Origin of the sequence: Aquipuribacter sp. SD81, from assembly GCF_037153975.1 — a bacterium.
In the GTDB taxonomy this organism is placed as follows: domain Bacteria; phylum Actinomycetota; class Actinomycetes; order Actinomycetales; family JBBAYJ01; genus Aquipuribacter.
The window spans coordinates 104741-121668 of record NZ_JBBAYJ010000001.1; the positions used below are offsets into that span (position 1 = coordinate 104741).

At 74.7% G+C, this 16928-nt stretch carries 12 protein-coding genes; 9 read left to right on the forward strand and 3 right to left on the reverse strand.

Translation table 11 applies throughout. From position 1 onward, the window contains the following. The first annotated feature begins 4 nt into the window (after nt 1-4). Together WAA21_RS00565 and WAA21_RS00570 are read left to right on the forward strand one after the other, a co-directional pair. The gene (locus WAA21_RS00565; RefSeq protein WP_336920778.1) at nt 5-802 is read left to right on the forward strand and encodes an IclR family transcriptional regulator; all 798 of its coding nucleotides are present in this window, start codon (nt 5-7) and stop codon (nt 800-802) included. 117 nt (nt 803-919) lie between these two features. Further along, nucleotides 920-2770, forward strand: a complete 1851-nt coding sequence (locus WAA21_RS00570) for an HNH endonuclease signature motif containing protein (RefSeq protein WP_336920779.1) — start codon at nt 920-922, stop codon at nt 2768-2770. A 153-nt stretch (nt 2771-2923) separates the two neighbouring features. On the opposite strand, the gene glpK (WAA21_RS00575) is transcribed toward WAA21_RS00570, so the two are convergent. Then, entirely contained in the window at nt 2924-4435 is a 1512-nt protein-coding gene (gene glpK, locus WAA21_RS00575; protein WP_336920780.1) for a glycerol kinase GlpK, read from the reverse strand. 29 nt (nt 4436-4464) lie between these two features. Beyond that, complete coding sequence (locus WAA21_RS00580; protein ID WP_336920781.1) at nt 4465-5223, reverse strand: IclR family transcriptional regulator; 759 nt, start codon at nt 5221-5223, stop codon at nt 4465-4467. Nucleotides 5224-5400: 177 nt separating this feature from the next. Between WAA21_RS00580 and WAA21_RS00585 the strand changes: the two genes are divergently transcribed. From WAA21_RS00585 to WAA21_RS00615, 7 genes are all read left to right on the forward strand, one after another. Next, complete coding sequence (locus WAA21_RS00585) at nt 5401-6150, forward strand: MIP/aquaporin family protein (RefSeq protein WP_336920782.1); 750 nt, start codon at nt 5401-5403, stop codon at nt 6148-6150. Between the two features lie 81 nt (nt 6151-6231). After that, nucleotides 6232-7749, forward strand: a complete 1518-nt coding sequence (gene glpK / locus WAA21_RS00590) for a glycerol kinase GlpK (RefSeq protein WP_336920783.1) — start codon at nt 6232-6234, stop codon at nt 7747-7749. A 250-nt stretch (nt 7750-7999) separates the two neighbouring features. Beyond that, nucleotides 8000-9670, forward strand: coding sequence for a glycerol-3-phosphate dehydrogenase/oxidase (locus WAA21_RS00595; RefSeq protein ID WP_336920907.1), 1671 nt, complete (start codon nt 8000-8002; stop codon nt 9668-9670). A 22-nt stretch (nt 9671-9692) separates the two neighbouring features. Continuing rightward, entirely contained in the window at nt 9693-11288 is a 1596-nt protein-coding gene (locus WAA21_RS00600) for a succinic semialdehyde dehydrogenase (RefSeq protein ID WP_336920784.1), read from the forward strand. Between the two features lie 191 nt (nt 11289-11479). Beyond that, nucleotides 11480-13243 carry a GMC family oxidoreductase gene (locus WAA21_RS00605; protein WP_336920908.1) on the forward strand — a complete coding sequence of 588 codons (1764 nt, stop codon included), beginning with the start codon at nt 11480-11482 and terminating at the stop codon, nt 13241-13243. Nucleotides 13244-13247: 4 nt separating this feature from the next. Continuing rightward, nucleotides 13248-14837 (forward strand): glutamine-hydrolyzing GMP synthase, encoded by a 1590-nt coding sequence (gene guaA / locus WAA21_RS00610; protein ID WP_336920785.1) that lies wholly within the window; start codon nt 13248-13250, stop codon nt 14835-14837. A 388-nt stretch (nt 14838-15225) separates the two neighbouring features. Beyond that, nucleotides 15226-16272, forward strand: coding sequence for a serine protease (locus WAA21_RS00615; RefSeq protein ID WP_336920786.1), 1047 nt, complete (start codon nt 15226-15228; stop codon nt 16270-16272). Nucleotide 16273: 1 nt separating this feature from the next. Here the strand turns inward: WAA21_RS00615 and WAA21_RS00620 are convergent, their stop codons facing one another. Further along, the gene (locus WAA21_RS00620) at nt 16274-16789 is read right to left on the reverse strand and encodes a GNAT family N-acetyltransferase (protein ID WP_336920787.1); all 516 of its coding nucleotides are present in this window, start codon (nt 16787-16789) and stop codon (nt 16274-16276) included. Nucleotides 16790-16928: the final 139 nt, after the last annotated feature.

A 16928-nucleotide genomic window follows, 5' to 3' on the forward strand; every position in this document is an offset into this window, starting at 1 on the left:
AAGGGTGATCCAGTCCATCGACCGGGCCGCGCGGGTCCTCCTGTGCCTGCAGGGCGCGCGGCACCTCGGCCTCAGCGAGATCGCCGGCGAGCTCGGCCTGCCGCCCTCCACGGTGCACGGGATCGTGTCGAGCCTCGCGGCGCACGGCCTCGTCGCGCGCGAGCCGAACGGTGTGCGGTACATGCTCGGGCCGGCGCTCGTGAAGCTGTCGAGCGTCTACCTCGACACCCACGAGGTGCGGGTGCGGGCGCTGCGGTGGGCGGAGGAGCTCGCACGCCGGACCGGCCTCGCGGTCCGGCTGGGCGTCGAGCTCTTCGACGAGGTGATGATCATCCACCGCGTGACGGCGTCGGGCGGGTCGCAGCAGCTGCCCGAGACCGGCATGGCGGTGCCGGCGCACGCGTGCGCGCTCGGCAAGGTGCTGCTCGCCAACGACCCCGCGCAGGCCGAGCGCGTGCTGGCCGCGGGGCTCCGGCCCATGACGGGGGACACCGTGGTGGACGCGGGCGCGCTGCGGGCGGAGCTCGCGACGGTGGCGGCGGCGGGCGTCGCGAGCGAGCTCGACGAGGCGGTGATCGGCGAGGCGGGGCTCGCGGCGCCGGTCGCCGACCGCTCCGGGACGGTCGTGGCGGCGCTGTCGGTGGTGGTGCCGAGCTCGCGCTGGCCGACGCCGCCGGAGGTCGACGAGGCGCTCCGGGAGACGGCCCGCTCGCTGTCGAGGGAGCTGGGGGCGCCGCGGTGGCCGCCGGTGCCGCCGGAGGTACCGGGGCCGCCGGGGCCGCCGGTGCCGTCGGAGGTCTGACCGCAGGTGCCGCTCGCGCCGTTCCGGTGGGCCGTCGTGCGGGCCGTCGTGTCGGTCGGCCGTGTCGGTCCCATTCGTCGGACCGTTGTGTCGGACCCTCGACCTAGTGTCGTACATGTGTTCGACTCCGCCGACCCGACCCGCGTGCTCGACGAGCTGGCGCTGGTCGGCGCGGAGCACATGGAGGACGCCGACCTCCTCGAGGCGCTCCGCGCCGCCCGGGCGGTCATCGCCTCCTCGCACGGGCTCCTGCTCGTCGCCGTCGCGGAGCTGCGGCAGCGCGCCCAGGAGGCGCACGCCGACCTGGTCGCCGCCCGCCGCGGTCGGCGGCTCACCCGGGCCGAGCGCGGCAGCGCGCCGGCCGGAGCGGAGGAGGTCGACCGGTTCGCCGCGGCGGACGTCGCCGTGGCCCTCGGGCTGTCGCAGGGCAGCGCCATGGCCACGCAAACGCTCGCGGTCGACCTGTCCTCGCGGTTCCCGCGCACGCTCGACGCCCTCGTCGCCGGACGGCTCGACCGCTCGCACGCCGAGGCGGTGTCCGAGGCGGCCGTCGGGCTCGACGCCGGGGGCTGCGCGGTCCTCGAGGCCGACCTGCTGCCGCGGGTCGTGCCGGACGCCGGCGAGGGACCGGTGGAGCTGCCGGATGTCCTCGACGAGCACGGCCGGCCGCTCGTCGTGATGGGCGGACCGGCGCGCGACGGCGCGGTGGTGTGCAGCTTCACCCGGCCGCAGGTCGCCGGTCGCGCGCGACGCGCCGTCATGCGGGTCGACCGGGCCGCCGTGAGGCGCCGCGCCGAGGCGGCGCGGGCGCGTCGTGGCGTCCGGAGCTGGGCCGTGGAGGACGCCATGGGGGTGCTGCAGGTGACGGGTCCCGCCGCGACCATCGCGGCCGCGTGGGCCCGCGTCGACGCCGTCGCCAGGGAACGACACGACCTCGCCCGCGCCGCGCTCCGCGAGCTGGAGCTCCGTGAGGGCGGCGAGCAGGCGGCGCCGCCGGGTCAGCCGGGGCAAGCGAGCCCGGAACAGCTGCTGCCCACGCTCGACAACCTGCGCGCCGACACCGTGCTCGAGTGGCTCGCGGGCACGCACGACCTGCGCGAGCGGCCCTCGCCCCGCGTCCAGGTGCACGTCGACCTCACGCTGCCGCTCTCGAGCCTCGCCGCTGAACCCGCGCAGGGTGCGGGCGAGGCGGGTGGAGGAGGCCGAGGTGGCGATGCCGTGCCGTGGGGGTGCCACGAGCCGGCCGAGGTGGTCGGCGTCGGACCGATCTCCGTCGACGAGGCGCGCGACCTGCTCGCCGACGCCCGTTGGCGCCTGCTCGTGCCCGTCCCGCCCGGCACACGCGACGACGCCGGCGCCGGGGCCGACCCAGAGGCACCAGGTCCGTGCCGCACGCACCAGGAGGAGGGCCCCGGACCGTACGAGCTGCCGGCACGGCTGGCACGCGCCGTCCGCTCGCGTGACGTCACGTGCCGTTTCCCCGGGTGTGCCCGCGCCGCGCGCCGCTGCGACGCCGACCACACGATCCCGCACCCGCGCGGGCCGTCGGCCCTGTGCAACAACGCGTGCCTGTGCCGCTTCCACCACCGGCTCAAGCACCGCGGCGGCTGGCGCGTCGAGCAGCTGCCCGGTGGGGTCATGCGGTGGACGAGCCCGTCGGGCGCCACCGCGACGACCCGGCCGCCGTCCCAGGAGGGGGCCGCGGGGTCGCCACCGTCCGCACAGCCTCGGTCCCTCCAGCGGCCGTCGGACCAGCGGCCGTCGGACCAGCGGCCGTCGGACCTGCGGCCGTCGGACCTGCGGCCGTCGGACCAGCGGCCGTCGGACCAGCGGCCGTCGGACCAGCGGCCGTCGGACCAGCGGCCGTCGGACAACCCACTGGTCGGGCGAGGTCTCCGCGACGTGGAGCTGGACACCGGACCCGACGCTGCCGACGAGCCGCCGTGGGCCCGCCACGCAGGACCGTGACGCCGGCCAGGTCGGCCAGGTCGGCCAGGTCGGCCAGGTCGGCCAGGTCGGCCAGGTCGGCCAGGTTGGCCGCGCTGGCCACGCCGGACCGTCCGAATCCCGTCCTCCCCACGCCCGCCCGTGACGGCGCCCGGCGACACCACGCCGACCGGGTCAGCCCTCGCCGGACCGCGCCCAGCCGAAGGAGTGCTCTACCGCTCGCTTCCAGTCCTCGTGCTCCCGCCGGCGCCGTGACTCCGCCATGGTCGGCTGCCACTCCGCCGCCCGGTGCCAGTTGCGGCGCAGCCCCTCGAGGTCGGGCCAGTAGCCCACGGCGAGACCAGCGGCGTACGCGGCACCCAGGGACACCGTCTCGCTCACCATCGGCCGCACGACCGGCACCGCGAGCACGTCCGCCACGGTCTGCATGAGGAGGTTGTTGCTCGTCATGCCGCCGTCCACCTTCATGGCCCGCAGCGCGACGCCGGAGTCGGCGTCCATCGCGTCCACGACGTCCCGCGTCTGCCAGGCGGTCGCCTCGAGCACCGCGCGTGCCAGGTGCCCGCGCGTCACGTACGACGTCAGCCCCACCACGACCCCGCGGGCCTCCGCGCGCCACCACGGGGCGAAGAGCCCCGAGAACGCGGGGACGATGTAGCAGCCGCCGTTGTCGTCCACGGTCTGCGCGAGCGTCTCGATCTCCGGCGCGCTGGCGATGAGACCGAGGTTGTCGCGGAACCACTGCACGAGAGAGCCCGTCACCGCGATCGCGCCCTCGAGGGCGTAGACCGCCGGCTCGTCGCCGATGCGGTACGCGACCGTCGGCAGCAGCCCGTGCGTCGACGCGACCGGGGCGTGCCCGGTGTTGAGCAGCACGAAGCTGCCCGTCCCGTACGTGCACTTGGCCTCGCCGGGGGAGAAGCACGTCTGCCCGAACAGCGCCGCCTGCTGGTCACCGAGCGCACCGGCGATGCGGACGCCCGGCAGTACCGTCCGCATCTCGCCGTACACCTCGGAGTTGGACCGGATCTCGGGCAGCATCGCCGCCGGCACGCCGAAGAACTCGCACAGCTCCTCCGACCACTGCAGCGTGCGGATGTCCATGAACATGGTGCGGCTCGCGTTCGTCACGTCGGTGACGTGGACGCCGCCGTCCGGTCCGCCGGTGAGGTTCCACACCAGCCAGCTCTCCATCGTGCCGAGCAGCAGCTCGCCCGCCGCGGCACGCTCCCGCAGCCCGGGCTCGGCGTCGAGCAGCCACCGCACGCGCGGCGCCGAGAAGTACGTCGCCAGCGGCAGCCCGCACAGCTCCCGCACCCGATCGCGCCCCCCGGCGGCGGCCAGCGACTCGACGAGCTCCGCGGTCCGCAGGTCCTGCCACGTGACGGCGTGCCCGTGCGGCTCACCGGTCCGCGGGTCCCACAGCACGACCGTCTCCCGCTGGTTGGCGATGCCGAGCGCCACGACGTCGCGCGCGCCCGCTCCGGCACGGTGCAGCGCCTCGGGCACGACGCGCTGCACGTTGCGCCAGATCTCGCGGGCGTCGTGCTCCGCCCACCCGGGACGCGGGTGGTGCTGGTGGTGCTCGCGCTGCGCGACCGACACGAGCCGGCCCGCCTGGTCGAAGAGGATGCAGCGCGTCGACGTCGTGCCCTGGTCGATGGCCGCGACGAGGGGGTCGCTCACGTCGCTCGTCGACTCACGTGCGCACCCGCTCAGTGCCGCATCTCGGCGGAGACGTTGTGCGCGCAGTCGACGACCTGGTCCACGAAGCCGCGACGCACCTGCAGCCGCCCGTCGCACAGCCGCTCGACGTCCCCCACGACGGACACCGCCCCGATGACGAGACCGCCGGGGTCGCGGACCGGGGCGGCCACCTCCGCCCGACCCGGCTCGTGCTCGCCGACCTCGCACGCCCACCCGGCCGCTCGCACGGCCTGCACCACCCGCAGCAGCGCGCCCGGCTCCGTCACCGTGCGCGAGGTGAACGCCGCGGCCTCCTGGGTCCCCACGACGCCGACGAGCACGGGGTGCGCGGCGAGCAGCACCTTGCCGATCGCCGTCGCGTGCACGGGCAGCCGGCGACCCGTCTGCAGCTCCTGCGGCGAGTCGTCGGGCCGGAAGACGTGGTGCACGACCTCGACCGCGCCGCCCACCAGCATGCCGACCCGGACGGCCTCCCCGGCGTGCGCGGCGAGACTGTCCGCCCAGTTCATCGCCAGCGAGCGGAGCACGTTGCCGTCGGTGCGGTGCGAGCTGAGCCGCTCGAGCCCGCCGTCCACGGAGTAGTGCCCGGTGTGCCGGTCCTGCTCGACGAAACCGACGTCGACGAGGGTGCGGAGCAGCCCGTGCGCCGTGCCCTTAGGCAGCCCCAAGGACCCCGAGACCTCGTGCAGCGACAACGGGCGCGCCCCGGTCGCGAGCAGCCGCAGCAGCGCGGCCGCCCGCTCGACCGACTGGATGGCCCCCGGCACGTCGCCACCGTAGGAGCGCCGTCAGGCGGAGGGGAAGGGCAACGTTCGACAATGTCGAACGGGGGTCCTTGGCACTGCTCGCGGGGCTCCCTAGCGTCACGGCCACGCAGACGGCGAGAAGAGCCGTCGGCACGGCCTCCCGACGTCGCGGTCGGGACTGGAGCGAAGGAGCTCTGCATGGAGATCTCGTACGGGGCGTTGTTCCTCTCTGAGGTGGTCGGCACCGCCTTCCTGCTGCTGCTCGGCTGCGGCGTCGTCGCCAACGTCGCCCTCGCCCGCACCAAGGGCAACGGCGGCGGCTTCCTCCTCGTCAACTTCGGGTGGGGCCTCGCCGTCTTCGCGGGCGTCTACGCCGCTTTCGCCTCGGGCGCCCACATCAACCCCGCCGTGACGGTCGGCCTGCTGTTTAACCGGGCCGAGGAGTACGCCCCCGGCATCCCCGTCGACGTGGGGACGACCATCCTGTACTTCCTCGGGCAGATGGTCGGCGCCTTCCTCGGCGCGGTGCTGTGCTGGCTCGCCTACCGCAAGCAGTTCGACGCCACGGAGGACCCGGCCGCCCAGCTCGGCGTCTTCTCCACCGGCCCGGAGCTGCGCACCCCGGTGTGGAACGTCGTCACCGAGGTGATCGGCACCTTCGTGCTCGTCTTCATCATCCTCATGTTCGGCCAGACACCCGCCGAGCTCGGCCCGCTGGCCGTCGCGCTCCTCGTCGTCGGCATCGGTGCCTCCCTCGGTGGCCCGACGGGCTATGCCATCAACCCGGCCCGCGACCTCGGGCCGCGCATCGCCCACGCGGTGCTGCCCATGAAGGGCAAGGGCTCGAGCAACTGGGGCTACGCGTGGGTCCCCGTCGTCGGGCCCCTGATCGGCGGGGCGCTCGCCGGCGTCGCCGCGAACCTCTACTTCATGCCGATGGGCGTCTGACCCGGCGCCCGGGCCGACCTGCGGGTACCGCCCACCCACCGAACGACCAACCGAACGACCTCTCGAACGGAAGGACATCTCATGGCCGACTTCGTCGGAGCAGTTGACCAGGGCACGACCAGCACCCGTTTCATGATCTTCGACCACGGCGGCAACGAGCGTGGCAAGTACCAGCTCGAGCACGAGCAGATCCTCCCGCAGGCGGGCTGGGTCGAGCACAACCCGGTGGAGATCTGGGAGCGCACCTCCTCGGTCATCCGGACCGCGCTCAACAAGGCGGGGCTGCAGCCGTCGGACCTCGCCGCGATGGGCATCACGAACCAGCGCGAGACCGCGGTCGTGTGGGACCGCAAGACGGGTCGCCCGTACTACAACGCCATCGTCTGGCAGGACACCCGCACCGACCGCATCGCCTCGAAGCTCGAGCGCGAGGGCAAGGGCGACGTCATCCGCCAGAAGGCCGGTCTGCCGCCGGCCACGTACTTCTCCGCCGGCAAGGTGCAGTGGATCCTCGAGAACGTCGACGGCGTCCGCGAGGCCGCGGAGCGCGGCGACGCGGTCTTCGGCAACACCGACACGTGGCTCACGTGGAACCTCACGGGCGGCACCGACGGCGGCCGGCACGTCACCGACGTGACGAACGCGAGCCGCACGATGCTCATGAACCTCGAGACCCTCGACTGGGACGACGAGCTGCTCGGCTTCTTCGACATCCCCCGGTCGATGCTGCCGGAGATCCGGCCGTCCTCGGACCCGGAGGGCTACGGCACCACGCTCACCAACGGCCCGCTCGGCGGCGAGGTGCGCCTCACCGGTGACCTCGGCGACCAGCAGGCGGCGACCGTCGGCCAGGTGTGCTTCGGCGTCGGCGAGGCGAAGAACACGTACGGCACGGGCAACTTCATGCTGCTCAACACCGGCGAGGAGCTCGTCCGCTCCAAGGCCGGCCTGCTGACGACGGTCTGCTACCAGCTGGGCGACGCCAAGCCCGTGTACGCGCTCGAGGGCTCGATCGCCGTCACGGGCTCGGCCGTGCAGTGGCTGCGCGACCAGCTCGGCATCATCTCCGGCGCCTCGGAGTCGGAGTCGCTAGCCCGGCAGGTCGAGGACTCCGGCGGCGTGTACTTCGTGCCCGCGTTCTCCGGCCTGTTCGCGCCGTACTGGCGCTCCGACGCCCGCGGGGCGATCGTGGGTCTGTCGCGGTTCAACACGAACGCCCACCTCGCGCGGGCCACGCTCGAGGCGATCTGCTACCAGTCCAAGGACGTGGTCGAGGCCATGGAGAAGGACTCTGGCGTCCACCTGGAGACGCTCAAGGTCGACGGCGGCATCACCGCCAACGACCTGTGCATGCAGATCCAGGCCGACGTGCTCGGCGTCCCGGTGTCCAAGCCGGTCGTCGCGGAGACCACCGCGCTCGGCGCCGCCTACGCCGCCGGCCTCGCCGTCGGGTTCTGGGACAGCACCGACGAGCTGCGCGAGAACTGGAACGAGGACAAGCGCTGGGAGCCGCAGTGGAACGACGAGCAGCGCGAGGAGGGCCACGGCCGCTGGAAGAAGGCGGTCGAGCGGACCCTCGACTGGGTGGACGTCGAGTGAGCCGCCGCTGACCCGAACCCGACCCGTCGTCGCCCGGGGCGCGCTCGCCGTGCCCCGGGCGGCGGACACCACGACGAGAGCCGAGACTGAGGACGTGACCATGCCCGAGACGCCCACCAGCCAGCAGAACGACGACCGCCCTGCTCCGCACGAGGCGGAGCCGCTCGTCCCGCCCACGACGCTGGTCGGCCAGGAGCTGTCGCACCGCGGCCGGCTGGGTCCGGCCGACCGCGAGCGGGCCCTGCAGGTGATGCGCTCCGGCGAGCTCGACGTGCTCGTCATCGGCGGCGGGGTCGTGGGCACCGGTGCGGCCCTCGACGCGGCGACGCGCGGGCTGCGCGTCGGGCTGCTCGAGGCGCGCGACTTCGCCTCCGGCACGTCGAGCCGCTCGAGCAAGCTCGTGCACGGCGGGCTGCGCTACCTCGAGATGCTCGACTTCGCCCTCGTCCGGGAGGCGCTCAAGGAGCGCGGTCTCATCCTCACCCGGCTCGCGCCGCACCTCGCGCGGCCCGTGCCGTTCCTCTACCCGCTCAAGAACCCGGTCGTCGAGCGCGCGTACGTGGGCGCGGGCGTGCTGCTGTACGACGCGATGGCCGTGGCGGGCGCGGTGCAGGGCGGGCACCCCCGCGGGGTGCCGCTGCACCGGCACCTCACGAAGAAGCAGGTGAAGCGGGCGGTCCCCGCGCTCAAGAAGGACGCCGCGAGCGGCGCCATCCAGTACTACGACGCCCAGATCGACGACGCCCGCCACACGATGGGACTCGCGCGCACCGCCGCCGCGTACGGCGCGCACGTCGCGAGCCGGTGCCGGGTCGTCGACGTGCTCCGCGAGGGAGAGCGCGTCGTCGGTGCCGTGGCGGAGGACCTCGAGACCGGCGACCGGTTCGAGGTCCGCGCGCAGCAGGTCATCAACGCCACGGGCGTGTGGACCGACGACACGCAGGCGATGGTCGGGGAGCGCGGGCAGTTCAAGGTCCGCGCGAGCAAGGGCATCCACCTGGTCGTGCCGAAGGACCGCATCGCCTCGACCACCGGCATGATCATGCGGACGGAGAAGTCCGTGCTCTTCGTCATCCCGTGGGGCCGGCACTGGATCATCGGCACGACCGACACCGACTGGGACCTCGACAAGGCCCACCCCGCGGCGAGCAGCCGCGACATCGACTACGTGCTCGACCACGTCAACGCGGTGCTCGAGCGCCCGCTCACCCGCGAGGACGTCGAGGGCGTGTACGCGGGGCTCCGGCCGCTGCTGAGCGGGGAGTCGGACTCCACGAGCAAGCTGTCGCGCGAGCACGTCGTGGGGCACCCCGCGCCCGGGCTCGTCGTGGTCGCCGGCGGCAAGTACACGACGTACCGCGTGATGGCCGAGGACGCCGTCGACGAGGCTGTCCGCGCCCTGCCGTTCCGCGTACCCGACTCGTGCACCGAGGACGTGCCGATGGTCGGCGCGGCCGGCTACGAGGCGGCCTGGAACGCGCGGGTCCGCACCGCCGAGGCCTCGGGTCTGCACGTCGCGCGGATCGAGCACCTGCTCGGCCGCTTCGGCACCGACGTCGACGACGTCGTCGCGCTCGTCGCGCGCCGGCCCGACCTGGGCCAGCCGCTGCCCGGCGCCGAGGACTACCTGCAGGCAGAGGTCGTGTACGCGTGCACCCACGAGGGCGCCCGCCACGTCGAGGACGTCCTCGCGCGACGGACCCGCATCTCCATCGAGACCTTCGACCGAGGGGTCGCCGCGGCCCGGCCCACCGCCGAGCTCATGGCGAGCGTCCTCGGCTGGGGCGAGGACCAGGTGGAGCGCGAGGTGCAGCACTACCTCAAGCGCGTCGAGGCGGAGCGGGAGAGCCAGCAGCAGCCCGACGACGAGACCGCCGACGCCGTCCGGCTGGGCGCGCCGGAGGTCGTGCCCATCTCCTGAGGCCGCCGCCTACCGTGGTGCCATGACGACGTCGCTGCCGCGGTCCGCCCGTGGGCGGGCCGCGGGGCAGGACCCGGACGGCGCGCGCGGTGGTGGCGCCGAGGTCCCGGTGCACGTCGTCACGGGCGCGCACGGTCCCGTCGTCGAGGTCCCGGACCCCGCGACGGGCGGTGTGCTCGCGCGGGTCCGGTCCCACACCGCCGACGACGTGCCCGCCGTCCTCGCCCGGGCCAGGGCGGCGCAGCCGGCGTGGCAGGCGCTCGGGCCGGCGGCGCGGGCCCGGGTCGTGCGCCGCGTCCACGACCTCGTCGTGCGCGGGCGCGAGGACCTCGCCGACACCGTGCAGGACGTCACGGGCAAGGCGCGCGGCGACGCCGTGCTCGAGGTCGTCAACGCCCTGCAGGTGAGCCGGCACCTGTGGCTGCGCGGGCCCGGACTGCTGCGACCCCGGCGTCGGCCGTCCTACGTGCCGGGCCTCACGAGCGCGCGGGTCGAGCGCGTGCCGGTCGGGGTCGTCGCGAACGTCGCCGCGTGGAACTACCCGCTCGTCTTCGTGCTGTCCGACAGCCTCGCGCCGCTGCTCGCGGGTGACGCCGTCGTCGTGAAGCCCGCGCAGCAGAGCCTCCCGCTCGCGCTCGCGGTCGGGCGGCTGCTCGCCGACGCCGGTGTGCCCGGCGGGGTGTGGCAGCTGGTGGCCGGCGACGACCCCGCCACGGCGCAGGCGCTCGTCGCGGGCGCGGACCACGTGCTGTTCACCGGCTCGGAGGGCGTCGGGCGCGAGGTGGCCGCCCTCGCGGGCCGCTCGCTCGTCGGGCACACGCTGGAGCTCGGCGGGAAGAACGCCGCCTACGTCGCCGCGGACGCCGACGTCGACGCCGCCGCGGCCGGCCTCGTGCGCGACTGCTTCGGCGGTGCCGGGCAGACGTGCACCGCGACGGAGCGCCTGTACGTGCACGCCGCCGTCGCCGACCACTTCGAGCGCGCCTTCCTCGCCCGCACGCGCGCGCTGCGGCTCGGCAGCCGCCGCGACCACTTCACCGACATGGGCGGTCTCGTGTCGCCCGCGCAGCGCGAGCGCGTCCTCGGCCACGTCGAGGACGCCGTCGCGCGCGGCGCGCGCGTGCTCACCGGCGGCCGCGCGCGCGACGACGTGGGCCCTGCCGCCATGGAGCCGACCGTCCTCACCGACGTCCCCGCCGACGCGCGCGCGGCGACGGAGGAGACGTTCGGGCCCGTCGTCGCGCTCACCGTCGTGCGCGACGACGAGGACGCCGTGACCCGCATGAGCGACCACCCGAGCGGGCTCGCCGCCGCGCTGTGGACCACCGACGCCGGTCGCGCCCGACGCCTCGCGTCCCGGCTCCGGGTCGGGACGGTCGTGGTCAACGAGAGCTACCACCTCGCGTGGGGCTCGCCGGCGGTGCCCCTCGGCGGGTTCGGCACGTCCGGGTACGGGCGCCGCTACGGGCCCGAGGGCCTCGCGGAGGTCACCCGCACCCGCGCCGTGGTCACGGCGCACGGCGGGGTCGTCGGCCGGCTGCTGCGCCAGCCGCCGCGGCGCTGGGAGCCCGTGCTCGTCGCGCTCGCGCGGGTGGCGCGGGCGGTGAGGCTGCCGTGAGACGGCAGGCGGGACCGCAGTCGGGACGGCAGTCGGGACGGCAGTCGGGACGGCAGGCGGGACGGCAGGCGGGACGGCAGGCGGGACGGCAGGCGGGACGGCAGTCGGGACGGCAGGCGGGACAGCAGGTCGACGGGCGCGACGGCAGCGACGGGAGCGACGGGAGCGACGAGGGCGTCCCGACCGTCGACGTGGTCGTCGTCGGGTCCGGCTTCGGCGGGTCCGTGGCCGCCCTCCGGCTGGCCGAGAAGGACCACGACGTCCTCGTGCTCGAGGCGGGCCGCCGGTTCGCCGACGACGAGTTCGCCCGGACCTCGTGGGACCTGCCGCGCTACCTGTGGGCGCCGCGGCTCGGCTGCTTCGGCGTGCAGCGGCTGCACCGCCTGCCGGACGTGCTCGTGCTCGCGGGTGCGGGGGTCGGCGGTGGCTCGCTCAACTACGCGAACACGCTCTACCGGCCGCCGTCGGCGTTCTACCGGCAGGGACCGTGGGCGGACCTGACCGACTGGGAGGCCGAGCTCGCGCCCCACTACGACACCGCCGCACGCGTCCTCGGGGTCCGCGGGCACGACTTCGACGGCCCGGTCGAGGAGGCCGTGCGCCGCGCCGCGGCCGAGCTCGGCGTGCCCGAGACGTTCCGCCGCGTGCCCGTCGGCGTGTTCCTCCCCACTCCCACGGTGCGCGCCGGCGACACCGTCCCGGACCCGTACTTCGGTGGCGAGGGGCCGGAGCGGACGGCCTGCACGGGGTGCGGGGCCTGCATGGTCGGCTGCCGGGTGGGCGCGAAGAACACGCTGGTCAAGAACTACCTCCACCTCGCCGAGCGGCGCGGGGCACGGGTCGAGGCGCTGCGGACGGTGGTGCGGGTCGAGCCGCTCGGCCCGCTCGCCTCGCTCGCGGACCGGCCCGGACCGCGCTGGCGGGTCGTGCACGACCGGACCGGCCGACCAGGGCTCACGGGGCTGCGACGCGACCGCCGGGAGGTGCTGTGCCGCGACGTCGTGCTCGGCGCCGGCACGTGGGGGACCCAGTCGCTGCTGCAGCGCCTGCGGGCCGACGGCGTCCTGCCGGACCTGCCGCCCGCGCTCGGGCGCTTCACGCGCACCAACTCCGAGGCGCTCGTCGGGGCGACCGCCGACCGCGTGCCCGGCACCGACCTCACCCACGGCGTCGCCATCACCGCCTCGTTCCACCCGACGCCGGACACGCACGTGGAGAACGTCCGCTACAACGCCGGGTCGGACGCCATGGGGCTGCTCGCCACCCTGCTCGTCGACGGCGGCGGGCGGGTGCCGCGCCCGCTGCGCTTCGTCGGCGAGGCGCTCCGGCACCCGCTCGACACGCTGCGCACGCTCCGGAAGCGCGACTGGAGCCGGCGCACCGTCATCGGCCTCGTCATGCAGACCCGCGACAACTCCCTCACCACGTCGTGGCGGCGCGGTCGGGGCCCGGGCGGGCGGCTCGGCGCCGGCCTCACGTCGCGGCAGGGGCACGGGGAGCCCAACCCGAGCTGGATCCCCGCGGGGCACGCGGCGGTGCGCGCGCTCGCCCGGCACCTCGGCGAGCTCACCGGGGTGACGGTGCGGCCCGGCGGCACGGTCGTCGACGTGCTCGACGTGCCCATGACGGCGCACTTCCTCGGCGGCTGCGCGATCGCGGCGGACCCCGAGCACGGGGTGCTCGACGCCTACCAGCGCGTGCACGGCCACCCCGGGCTGCACGTGGTCGACGGCTCCGCGGTGAGCGCCAACCTCGGCGTCAACCCCTCGCTCACGATCACCGCTCAGGCCGAGCGCGCGATGGCGCTGTGGCCGCGCCGCGGCGAGGCCGACGCCCGCCCGCCGCTCGGTGCGCCGTACCGGCGGCTCACGGGCGCCCCGCCCGCCGAGGACGCTCGGCGGGGCGACGGTGGTGCGGTGCCGAGCGGGGAGGCGGTGCGGGCGCCACTAGCCTGACCGCGTGAGCACCCCGACGACCGGCACGAGCGAGCACCCGACCGTCCTCGTCGTGGACTTCGGCGCCCAGTACGCCCAGCTCATCGCCCGGCGGGTGCGCGAGGCCCGCGTCTACAGCGAGATCGTCCCCCACACGACCCCGGTGGGGGAGATCCTCGAGCGCGGCCCGGCCGCGATCATCCTGTCCGGCGGCCCGTCGTCGGTGTACGCCTTCGGCGCCCCCGACGTCGGCCCCGAGCTGTTCGAGGCCGGGGTCCCGACGTTCGGCATCTGCTACGGCTTCCAGGCCATGGCCCGCGCGCTCGGCGGGCACGTCGAGCGCACCGGCGGCGCCGAGTACGGCCGCACCGACCTCGAGGTGGTCGCGGGCGACTCGACGCTGTTCCACGGCCTGCCGCGCGAGCAGTCGGTGTGGATGTCGCACGGTGACGCCGTCACCCAGGCCCCGTCGGGCTTCGACGTCGTCGCCCGCACCACCGGGACGCCCGTCGCGGCGTTCGAGGACCCCGAGCGGCGCCTGGCCGGGGTCCAGTTCCACCCCGAGGTGCTGCACTCCGCGCACGGGCAGGCCGTCCTCGAGCACTTCCTCCACGAGGTCGCGGGCATCGCCCCGACGTGGACCATCGGCAACGTCATCGCCGACCAGGTCGAGGCCATCCGCGCCCAGGTCGGCGAGTCGCGGGCCGTCTGCGGGCTGTCGGGCGGCGTCGACTCCTCCGTCGCCGCCGCGCTCGTGCAGCGCGCGATCGGGGACCGGCTCACGTGCGTGCTCGTCGACCACGGGCTGCTGCGCGAGGGCGAGGTCGAGCAGGTCGAGCAGGACTTCGTCGCCGCGACCGGCGTCGACCTCGTCGTCGTCGACGCCGCCGACAGGTTCCTCGCCGCGCTCGCCGGCGTGAGCGACCCCGAGACCAAGCGCAAGGTGATCGGCCGCGAGTTCATCCGCGTCTTCGAGGAGGCCGCCGCGCGCGTGGTGGCCGAGGAGGGCAGCGAGGCCGAGCCGGTCGAGTTCCTCGTGCAGGGGACGCTGTACCCCGACGTCGTGGAGTCCGGCGGCGGCAGCGGCACCGCGACGATCAAGAGCCACCACAACGTCGGCGGGCTGCCCGAGGACCTCGAGTTCGCCCTCGTCGAGCCGCTGCGGACCCTGTTCAAGGACGAGGTGCGCCGCGTCGGGCTCGAGCTCGGCGTGCCCGAGGACATCGTGTGGCGACAGCCGTTCCCCGGTCCGGGGCTCGGCATCCGCATCGTCGGGGAGGTGACGGCCGACCGGCTCGCCGTGCTGCGCCGCGCCGACGCCATCGCGCGTGAGGAGCTGACCGCCGCGGGCCTGGACCGCGAGGTGTGGCAGTGCCCGGTCGTGCTGCTCGCCGACGTCCGCAGCGTCGGCGTGCAGGGTGACGGGCGGACCTACGGCCACCCGGTCGTGCTGCGCCCGGTGAGCAGCGAGGACGCGATGACGGCGGACTGGACTCGCCTGCCGCACGACGTGCTCGCCCGTATCTCCACCCGCATCACCAACGAGGTGCCCGAGGTCAACCGGGTCGTCCTCGACGTCACGAGCAAGCCGCCGGGCACCATCGAGTGGGAGTGAGCCGCCGGTCGTCGTGATCGGCCGCCTCGCGACGGGCTGTCTGGCAGCATCGGTCGCCATGCGGCGGCCTCGTGCGTGGGTGGGGAGAGCAACGGCTGCGGACGCCGGCTCGACGGGCGCGGGAGTGGTCATCGGCGTGCTGTCGACGATCCTCGTCCTCGTGGGCGCCTCGGCACTCGGGCTGGTCTCCGTGGGGTTCGGCTCGGGCGCGGACGACTCAGGAAGAGGAACGGCCGCTGCTCCCGAGGTCGGGACCGTCGCCACGACACCGACACCGACACCGACACCGACACCGACGCCCTCGACGCCCTCGACGCCGTCTCCGTCGGCTGACGCGGAGGAGGACTTCGCGGCCGTGTACCGGCGCGTCGCCGGAGGTGCTGTGAGGGTGCAGAACGTCCTGTGCGACGGCGTCGCCACGGGAAGCGGCGCGGTCGTCGGCACCGATCTCGTCGTCACAGCGGCACACGTCGTCGCCGGGCACGCCACCCTGCAGCTGCTCCTGGGGGAGCAGACCGCGACCGCGGAGGTCGTCGGGTACGACGAGGGGAACGACATCGCCCTGCTGCGGTCGAGCCAGCCGCTGTCGGGTCACCGCTTCGAGATCGCGCAGGTGCCCGCGGACATCGGCACGGAGGTCGCGGCCATCGGGTACCCCCTGTCGGGTGCCCTCTCGCTGGCGGGGCCCGGCATCGTGAGCGCCTACGGGGAACAGGTGCAGTACCGCTGGTACGACGGGTCGACCGTGGAGGTGTACGACCTCATGCGGATGACCGTGCCGACCAACTCGGGCAACAGCGGCGGACCCGTGGTGGATGCCGACGGGGTCATCGTCGGACTGGTCTCGGGGACCCGGTCGTCACTCGGCGAGGTGGTCGGGGAGGACGTCGTCGTCGACGTCGTGGAGGGCTTCAAGTTCGCGGTTCCGGCACGGGTGGTCGCGGACCGGATGGAGCAGTGGGCCGACGAGGCCGAACCGCTCGAACCACAGGTGTGCGAGGCCACCGACGAGTCGGACCAGGGAACGGTCGTCACGACGCAGGTGGACAGCGTCCAGGCCGACGTCGTCGCGGACGTCCTCTTCGACTACTTCGACGGCATCACGACCGGTGACTACGAACGCGCCTACGCGCAGCTGTCCGAGGACCGTCGCAGCAGCCTGTCGCTCGAGCAGTTCCGCCAGGAGCAGGCGACGAGCTACGTCTACACGGTGGTGGTCATGGATGCGTCCGCCGACGGTGACGACATCCGCGCTCAGGTGACCTTCACCTCGACCCAGGACCCCGCATTCGGTCCCGACAACCTTCCTTGCGTCACGTGGCTCCTGGACTACCGCCTGGTGCCCGGAGGCGAACACGGCTGGTCGATCCAGGAGAGCGGCGCAGTGGACGGGCAGCCGCGGTACGAGCCGTGCACGTCGGAGTCGGACGTCTGACTCACGGGTCGAGCCCGAACAGCACCCCCTCGCCACCCTCGAACGGCTCGCCGAGCAGCACCGGCGCCCGCAGCACCTCGGCGAACCCGGCTGCCTCGTGCAGCGCGAGGGAGGCCGCGTTCGTCGCGTTCGCCATCGACCAGACCGGCTCACCCGCGGGACGGTGCGCGAGGGCCGTCGACACCAGCCTCGAGCCGACCCCGCGGCCTCGCGCCGACGCCGCGACGACGAGCCCGGTGAGCCACCAGCCGGCCGGCGCCGGGTCGTCCCCGGTGGGTGTGCGTCGGCCGGCCCGCACGTAGCCGACGGGAGCCGCGCCGTCGGCGTCCCCCTCGCCGGGTCCGCCGGGAGCGGCGGCCCGCGCGACGAGCACGAGCTCGCCCGCGGCCACGGGCGCCGCGAGCCGCTCGCGCCAGGCGGCGACGTCGCCGCCGTAGTGCTCGACGGCGAGGGCGGCGAGCGCCGGCACGTCGGCCTCGGTGGCCGGGTTGACGGAGACGGGACCCGCAGGCTGCACGGCGTCGACGGTAGGGGAGCCCGCCCCGTCCGCACCTTCTGCACCGGATGTTCGGGAAGGTCTGGTCAAGGACGCCGATACCGGCCTAGTGTCGCATGCGCAAGTCGGAACAAGTCATCGCTTGAGTCAACACCGCGAG

What these genes read in the sequence shown, in the direction of transcription:
- WAA21_RS00600 (WP_336920784.1), top strand. Translation starts at nt 9,693, where the DNA reads ATGACGACGTCGCTGCCGCGGTCCGCCCGTGGGCGGGCCGCGGGGCAG.
- WAA21_RS00585 (WP_336920782.1), top strand. Translation starts at nt 5,401, where the DNA reads ATGGAGATCTCGTACGGGGCGTTGTTCCTCTCTGAGGTGGTCGGCACC.
- glpK (WP_336920783.1), top strand. Translation starts at nt 6,232, where the DNA reads ATGGCCGACTTCGTCGGAGCAGTTGACCAGGGCACGACCAGCACCCGT.
- WAA21_RS00595 (WP_336920907.1), top strand. Translation starts at nt 8,000, where the DNA reads ATGCGCTCCGGCGAGCTCGACGTGCTCGTCATCGGCGGCGGGGTCGTG.